9 protein-coding genes are annotated in these 6,743 nt (G+C 36.7%); all 9 read right to left on the bottom strand.

The window, feature by feature from the left end; translation table 11 throughout:
- Positions 1-192 precede the first annotated feature (192 nt).
- A complete protein-coding gene (locus D1839_RS19750; RefSeq protein WP_286168777.1) occupies positions 193-429 on the bottom strand; it encodes a phage holin family protein in 237 nt (78 codons plus the stop codon).
- Positions 408-572 (bottom strand): hypothetical protein, encoded by a 165-nt coding sequence (locus tag D1839_RS21025; protein WP_286168776.1) that lies wholly within the window; start codon positions 570-572, stop codon positions 408-410. Before D1839_RS21025 ends, D1839_RS19750 begins: the two co-directional genes overlap by 22 nt.
- Before the next feature lie 63 nt (positions 573-635).
- Entirely contained in the window at positions 636-965 is a 330-nt protein-coding gene (locus tag D1839_RS19745; RefSeq protein WP_120381475.1) for a hypothetical protein, read from the bottom strand.
- A 92-nt stretch (positions 966-1,057) separates the two neighbouring features.
- A complete protein-coding gene (locus D1839_RS19740) occupies positions 1,058-1,279 on the bottom strand; it encodes a hypothetical protein (protein WP_120381474.1) in 222 nt (73 codons plus the stop codon).
- Positions 1,260-1,436 (bottom strand): hypothetical protein, encoded by a 177-nt coding sequence (locus D1839_RS19735; protein ID WP_166554471.1) that lies wholly within the window; start codon positions 1,434-1,436, stop codon positions 1,260-1,262. The genes D1839_RS19740 and D1839_RS19735 overlap by 20 nt, the downstream gene beginning before the upstream one ends.
- On the bottom strand, positions 1,437-4,433 hold the full coding sequence (locus tag D1839_RS19730; RefSeq protein WP_286164872.1) for a phage tail spike protein: 2,997 nt from the start codon (positions 4,431-4,433) through the stop codon (positions 1,437-1,439).
- A gap of 21 nt (positions 4,434-4,454) precedes the next feature.
- Positions 4,455-4,712, bottom strand: coding sequence for a phage distal tail protein (locus D1839_RS21530; protein WP_183030290.1), 258 nt, complete (start codon positions 4,710-4,712; stop codon positions 4,455-4,457).
- A 183-nt stretch (positions 4,713-4,895) separates the two neighbouring features.
- Positions 4,896-5,327 carry an SMI1/KNR4 family protein gene (locus D1839_RS19720; RefSeq protein ID WP_120381471.1) on the bottom strand — a complete coding sequence of 144 codons (432 nt, stop codon included), beginning with the start codon at positions 5,325-5,327 and terminating at the stop codon, positions 4,896-4,898.
- Between the two features lie 6 nt (positions 5,328-5,333).
- On the bottom strand, positions 5,334-6,743 hold a 1,410-nt coding region (locus tag D1839_RS19715; protein WP_120381470.1), incomplete at its 5' end, for a T7SS effector LXG polymorphic toxin.

The following is a 6,743-nucleotide window of genomic DNA, read 5'->3' as shown; positions in this document are numbered from 1 at the left end:
TTGATGCCATATTCTTTTAAATATCTTACAGCTGCAGTTACTACTTTATTATTAAATGACCATTCTCTTTCGTCAGCCGGACTTCTTTTCCCCGGTGTATGCATACCGTGCCCTGCTCCAATAGCTACTTTTGCCATTATTAAACCTCTCCTTTATTTTTTGTAATATAAAAAAGGCACCTGTATGAGCGCCTTAATCAACGTTTTTCTCTTTTAAAGTGTCGTCATCGTAATCCTTCAATCTACCTTGGAAAATATTAATTGCCTTACGAATTGGACTTGGAATAGGCAAGCTTAACCTACCTGCGTTTTCCAGGATTGATACCAACTCATTTACAATGTAAAAGTAAATAGTAGCAGTCATTACAAAAGCATCAATATCCGTTGCATCAATCAGCACTAGATCAATTACATGTGCTGCGGCAACCATGGCAAAGATAAATACCTTTTTTCCAATACGACAAATACTACTAAAGCTATTAGCGACACTGTCCAACCTCCATATAAAAATGCAAAAACGACAGATGCTACTGCCGTTGTTGTTTTTGCCATATTAATAATCATGTCTATCATCATGTACCTCCTGTTTTTTGATATTAAAAAAGCACCTCGTTTGAGATGCTTATAATAATTAACCTATTTATTCGCTTTAAGTTCTGCAACTTCTTTTTCTAATTCCTCAACTCGGTTTATTAATACTTGGGCAACCTTTGCCACAATAGCATTCATAGATCCTGTATCAAAAGAATAAGATTCACTTCCTTCTTCTTTTATCACTTCCAATAATTCTTCTGGAGCAGTTTCAGGAACCAAAACGCCATATGAGGTTTTATCATCAACTAAAACCTCATCGCCCATATCGTATACATTATTATAAGTTTTATAGCCCGCACTCTCTAATATTCTTTTCGCCTCTTCAAAAGTTAAATCTTCAATGTTTCTGTACCTTTCTTCAATTGGTTGCATTCGAGACACTCCTTTTTAAAAATATTAGTTTCTTAATTATTACATTCGACAGTAAGGAAAATTTCCCTCCATTCCTCACATAAAAATAACGTCTATTCAGCGTTTTCCTGCAATACCTTTTCAGATACTTCTTGCCTTACAATTCCTTCTAATGCTCCCACACTTTCGTTTCCTGCATATTGTTCAGCTGTAAGTGGGATATAACCACTTATACTAATTGTTCTTTGCTCGTCATTGCCATTAAAATGTACTTGTACACTATCCACCTGACCTTCTTTATATCGCATGTTCACGCTAGTTATTTGTATCTTCAATTTCACCAGTCTCCTTTTCTGCTTTGAGATTTTTTATTTCTGTTTTTAGGCGCTCGTTTTCCTCCATCAAAATAGCGACTTGTTTTTTACTGTTAACTAAGTCACTTGCCCAAGCGTTGCTTATATGGTCAATTATCTTATTTACATCTTGTTGCAATTAACTCACTCCTTTTAGGTTATTTATTTCTTGCATTAGTACATCGACTTGCATTTCTAAAAAGTTTATTCTGTCGTTATGCTGATCTTTAAAAAATGACAATTCCTGTACCGCTTTAACCAACAAACCATCTAGAGAATAACCGCTAATACCTTCCTCGCGTTTTATAATGTCTGGTGTTTCCTTTTCTAATATAAACCCAATTTCTTTTTTATCGTTTTTTGTGTATTGATAGATAACGGATTGATCTAAAATTTCTAAGGCGTTTTCTTCGTACTTTTCAATATTATCTTTACTGCGCTCAGTAGATTGTCTTATAAAGTCACCAGCCAGCACATCAACATATCTAGGGTTACCGTTATTCCATCCGTTGTAATCTGTACATCTTATAGACCCCTTTGGATGAGACATAATATAAAGTCCTAACGTATCATAAGGTTCTATACGATTTACCTTAAGGTTTCCTTTAGACACAAAAGATGCGACATTATCACCATCCACTTGTACTATCAAGCCATAGTCAGCACTAACGTTAGCATTCCACCTTATCGATGACCTGTTAATTCTTTCAGGTATATCAAATTCGAGCCTCGGAACACCGCCTTCATCTCCACTTCCTACCCTTACGTCACCGTAAAATGCAGATACTTTTGCGTGCATACTAAATCCATCTAAAGCGTACTCTGCCCCTTGTTCGTTATAACGACGTACTTCCAGAGCATTATTCAGTGTGTTAAAATCGATGTACCCAGTTTTACGGAAAGGTCTGCTTGTACTTGATTGCCACATAGCTGTTTGCAATTGTAGGCCAACACCGCCTTCTTGTTCTATTTTAGGGTTTCTAATAAATAATTGTGCAGCTTCAACTTCTCCCGAAAAAGTACCTGTTGCGCCTCTTAATTTACCGCCAAACTCAAGATCACCCCGCACTTTAAGGTCGTTGGCTGTTACAAACCCTTTCAACTCTATTCGGTCTGCTTTAAGCTCTACCTCACTTTTCAGTCCGTCGATTGTTACCTCCGCCGAATTAACACGCTCACCTAGCGCATTAACCTCGGACGATTCGGCTTTAAATTCGAGTTTTCCAGCCATTACATTGATTTGTGATTGATTAGTTAACACCTTATCGTTTAACGTGTCAAAATCCGTCTTATTGGCTTTAAGTCTGATTTGTCCAGCAATGGTTTCGATTTCTCCTATAGCGTCTTTTACACGATGGTTGACTGCATCCACTTCTGTTTTAGTAGCACGTTCCAATATAGCATTCGCATTTTGAGTTATTTGGGTAGATTGATTTCTTACTAATGTATTTAAATCGTCTATAGAGTCATCAATCTTTCCGATCTCACCCTGCACATAAGTAGCGTCCACTTTACTATTAATCTCATTTGCCATGACATTAAATTGAGCTGAGTGATCCTCTACTGTCCCCGCTATAGCATTGACGTAACTGGCATCTGCTTTTAATCCGATTGCTGCTTCATTTTGACCTATTTGAGTAGACTGGGTTTCTAAATCTAACACAATACCCTGCATATCTGTTTCATATTGCGTTAAACCAACATAATTCAAGAAACGATTATTTATTTCTTCAATCGTGTATACATCACCGACATTTACTTTGTCAACCAGTTGACCATTAACATATTCAATACCTGCTTTGTCAGCCATTTCCTCTGCAAGATCTATCATTTTATTATCAAAAACTGTTTGGGCTACAGCATAAGCTTTAGCATCAATTAGTGCTTGATTAGATGATTTATCAGCGTAGTCTTTTACCTCTATTCCTACTGCTTCAGCAAACGATTTTCCTTCTTGAAAAATAACTTTATCCTTTTGATCAATCGTTAGTTTGTCATAGGTTGCTTCGAGCATTTCTGTCATGGATATTTTTCGTCTTATCTGGTCTTGCAAGGATTTCCAAATAGCATGTGCCTCTTCCTCGGTATATTCCGTAAAATCTCCAAGTTCAGCTTGTTTACGGGATTTATCTACGGTTGACCTACCAAGCTTATGCACTCTTGCCTCAAGATATAATGGAGGATTAAATCGAGTATCTTTTATACGGTCTGTATCGCCAAAACGTACTTTTTCGTTTTCTAAGCCCGGCACATGCTCCACATCTGCGAAAGTGACTTTATAACTGACAAGTGCTTTAATTCGTTTTTCTAACTCGTTTTCAACCAACGTACGTAGCCTATCCAACGTCATATCTTGATCGTCGCTTTGTGGCTCATACTCGGCAACGAGATGTTTTAATTGTCCTGTCACCGGGTCACGTATTCCCCAACGCTCTAAAGCTTCCTTATCTTCAACAACTACTTTAAGTCGTGTACCGTTGTCTCTTTCTGGACCATATCCGATTAAAGACGTAACAACATCACTCGTATCTTCGGTTCGTTCGATGCCTAATAGATCTTTAGCAAACTCAATTGTTCTTCCTCGCCACTCTCCTATACGTTCCACCATATCAACGTAACGACCAACAACTCGGTTATATTCGATTTCAATTCTAAAGTTGATTTCTAGTCCAAATTCATTGGCCAATCGCTTCAAAATAGCAAAAGGATTCGTATTCTTTTCAATCGTAAGAGTCCGAATCCCTTCGTATTTAATATTGCCCGGTTGCCATATCGTGCCTTCGAGTGTGTTTTTAACATGTTCTACGTTGGTAATAGATTTTGTTTTATGTGGTTCTATTACTTTAGCTTTTGTTAAATCCTCTAAATAACTAGCCAACGCCGTTACCTCTAACACCAGTCTTTGTCCATCACGATATTTTCTAGGGATTGTAATAATAAACTCCCTGTATGTTCCGTCTTCATCGGGTACTAGTAAACGGTTCCGGTCTTGTAGATGCTCGGAAAACGGCATATCAGCCCATGTAATTAATTCGTACGTTTCCTCGAGATTATTTAAACTACGTTCGTGCCAATCTTCTACGATGTATTTATCCGGTATAACATCTAAAATATTACCGTCTTGTCCATCCGTCACATAAATCAATAGATTACCTCCTTATCTATGTGTGTCACGGTATATAACCTTAGTATTAAACGCCTCTTGTGGCGATGTAATTAGTTGGTTATCGCCTTTGTATAAATCAAAAAATGTCGATCCTATCGCCAGGTCCTCTTTATATGGCACGCCATTGATATATACGGCATAGTTTTTTGTGTCAAATCTTATAATATCGCCCGGGTATGCGATATACGGTATTTGGTCTTGACTGGTATCATTGAAAAGTTGGTTGTATTTATTTTTACAAATACACATAAGTGTTGATATGTAAACAAACGTGTCTATTGAGTCTAAAGGCAATAAACAAGTATTTTTATTGGTTTGTTACCAAAAATGTTAACATTTATTTATTCAACGTCCACAATAATATTTGCGCTTATCTTATAGTTTTCAAAATTATTGGTTAGAATAGTACCTATTATTTCCAGTTATTCGGTACTAAATTAAATCAACATAATATTCGTTATCATTCAGAAACTTTTTAAAGAAATCCACTAACGATTCTGCTATCTGAACATCAAAGTAAAACACTGGGTTATTCTCTAAATTTAAATCTATTGAAATATATACACCCTCGTTTACTTCAAAAAAAATAAGTTTATCTTCGTCATCGTAAATTTCTTCTAAATCCGGATCAAGTTCAAAAACACCTTCTCTGAGTCTAATATCTGCTACAGAACCAGGTCCGAGTATCCTATTTATTGCATTAACACTTTGACCTTTAATAAAACCATAACCAACTTGCAAATATAATTGTTTTAAATCATTTGGAAATTTGGTTTTCATCCTTTGCTCAGCTTTTAAAATATCACTTTCAGATACCTCATACGTTTTATTTTTTATATCGTTAATAAAATTAAAATCAGCCATATTAAATTACCTCCTTGGAAATAGTTTTCCTGATGGTGATCCTTTTCCGTGTATTCCCGCTTGATGTTCATCAGGATATTTTGCCGGGTGAAGATTCCACCATTTATGGGGACCGCCGAAGTTGTTTTCTATAATGTGATGAGCATCATATGGCTGCCCAATACTTCTGATAACTTCACCATTCTTATCAAGAACCTCTTCTTTATAACGAGGCCCCTTTTGGTTTGTTTTTTCTTCCCATTCTAAAATTAATCTATCCTTCAAGCTTGATGTAAATTTGCCTCTATGTTTTGCTGTCTGTTTAGGTGTTAATTTTTCGAATTTATTGTTCCTTAGAGCTTGTTTTATAAGGTCAGTTTGTCCTTTATGAACTTTCCGTCCAGTTTTTAACTCTATGTGCCTTAAATAAGACTTAGCTAAGCTTTTATTAAGTTTACCTGTACCTTGAACCTTCTTAGCAGTATGTTTACCCTTATCCGCAAATTTAATAACTCCGCTAGCTTTAACTAGCTTAAAAACTTTTCCTACTGGAACAAAAGAAGCACCTGCTATTACTCTATCCATTGTAGAAGCCTTTGGATCCATTACCGTATTCACATCATCCAATACAACGAAGTCTAAAGCCTCTTTGGAAACTTTTAAACCAGCTTTTCCAGTCTTATATCCTGCTAATCCTACATAAAAACCTGCTTTGACAATCCCATCAGTAGCTTTTTCCACCCAGCTCTTTTCCGGTTCTTTTGGCTTGTGTCGATCGGCTGGAATCGTATCCACTAATTCATAATTTACACCCGTTTCTGATTTAAACTTCCTTACAATCCTACCATCAGTTAAGGTATAATAAGTTCCCTGTCTCACCTTTTTATAGTCCGAGACCTTTACTTTAGAAACCACTTGGTGCTCAATGGTAGAAAATTCTCCTGTAGTTAAATGGTCTCCTGATGCTGCTGTCACTGCATGTATAGCCCGGTAGCTATAACTCATGGTTTTTAATTCAAAATGTTTCTGTAAATACTGAACCGGAATAGCGGCAAATCGAGTATAGCTATAGAGTAGAAGCTTACCTGCTTCGCCGAGCACTGCCTCTAGCCCAATGGCGTTTCTCACAGCCTTATTTTTGATTCCAGATATAAGTTCTTGATGAAACTTTTGATCATCTAGCTGTCTGGCTTGATAACTGCCAATACGTAACTTTCCATTGTTGCCTAACTCACGGATTTGGTTGATATAATTCTTCATCGTTCGTATATCTTGTTCTATGGGGTCTAGCTTAGCTGTATTGTGGCGGTCAAATGCGTGGAGTTTCTCTATTGTCTGTCGGTTCATCTTTTTCCCATGGTGTACTTTATCTAGGAACTCGCCATCGTCTATATCACGAACGTTAATAATATCTTTGACCGAGTGAAGAACGGCATT

Source organism: Roseburia sp. 1XD42-34 (assembly GCF_009917385.1).
Classification (GTDB): domain Bacteria; phylum Bacillota; class Bacilli; order Bacillales; family Amphibacillaceae; genus Virgibacillus.
Note: the sequence above shows the minus strand (reverse complement) of the source record. Positions and strands in the feature narration are given on the sequence as shown.